This window comes from Rhodococcus sp. IEGM 1241, assembly GCF_033142365.1.
GTDB classification, from domain to species: Bacteria; Actinomycetota; Actinomycetes; order Mycobacteriales; family Mycobacteriaceae; genus Rhodococcus_F; species Rhodococcus_F erythropolis.
This window is the reverse complement of the sequence record NZ_JAWLSE010000067.1, coordinates 1-687: the sequence shown is the minus strand read 5'-3', so window position 1 is coordinate 687 and position 687 is coordinate 1. Positions and strand designations below refer to the sequence as shown.

Annotated in this window: 1 protein-coding gene; it reads right to left on the bottom strand. The window is 60.8% G+C overall.

Annotation, left to right across the window (positions count from 1 at the left end; genetic code table 11):
- Positions 1 to 687: AMP-binding protein (locus R4P70_RS32645; RefSeq protein ID WP_317833858.1), on the bottom strand; the 687-nt coding region annotated here is incomplete at both ends.

Below are 687 nucleotides of genomic sequence, written 5' to 3'. Positions count from 1 at the left end.
CTGCACACCCGACAAATACAACTCACCCGCAACACCCACCGGCACCGGACGCAACCGCGAATCCAACACCAACACCGACGAATTCCACACCGGAGCACCCATCGGCACCACCACACCCACACCATCGAGCGGACCCGCCGCCGTCGCATGCACCGTGAACTCCGTCGGACCATACAAATTATGAACCTCAACCGACGGCAACACCGACAACACCCGACCCACCACCGACGCCGGCAACGCCTCACCCGCCGCGAAAATCACCCGCAACGAACCCAACCCAGCACCACCGAGACGCGAAATCGTCGCCTCCGACGTGTCGACAACCTGATCGACGAACACCTCCAACATCGACGGCACAAACGAAACCATCGACACCGACTCCGCCGCCACCACCGACGCCAAATACCCCGGATCCCGATGACCGTCATGAGTAGCCACCACCAACCGAGCACCCACCGCCAACGGAACAAACAACTCCCACACCGACACATCGAACGTCACCGGAGTCTTGAACAACACCACATCAGAACCCGACACCGCATAACGCTCCGCCAACCACGACACCTGATTGACCACACTGCGATGACTGACCGCCACACCCTTCGGCCGACCCGTCGACCCCGACGTGAAAATCACATACGCAGCATTCGAACCACGCAGCGGCGCAACCCGATCCACATCCAACAC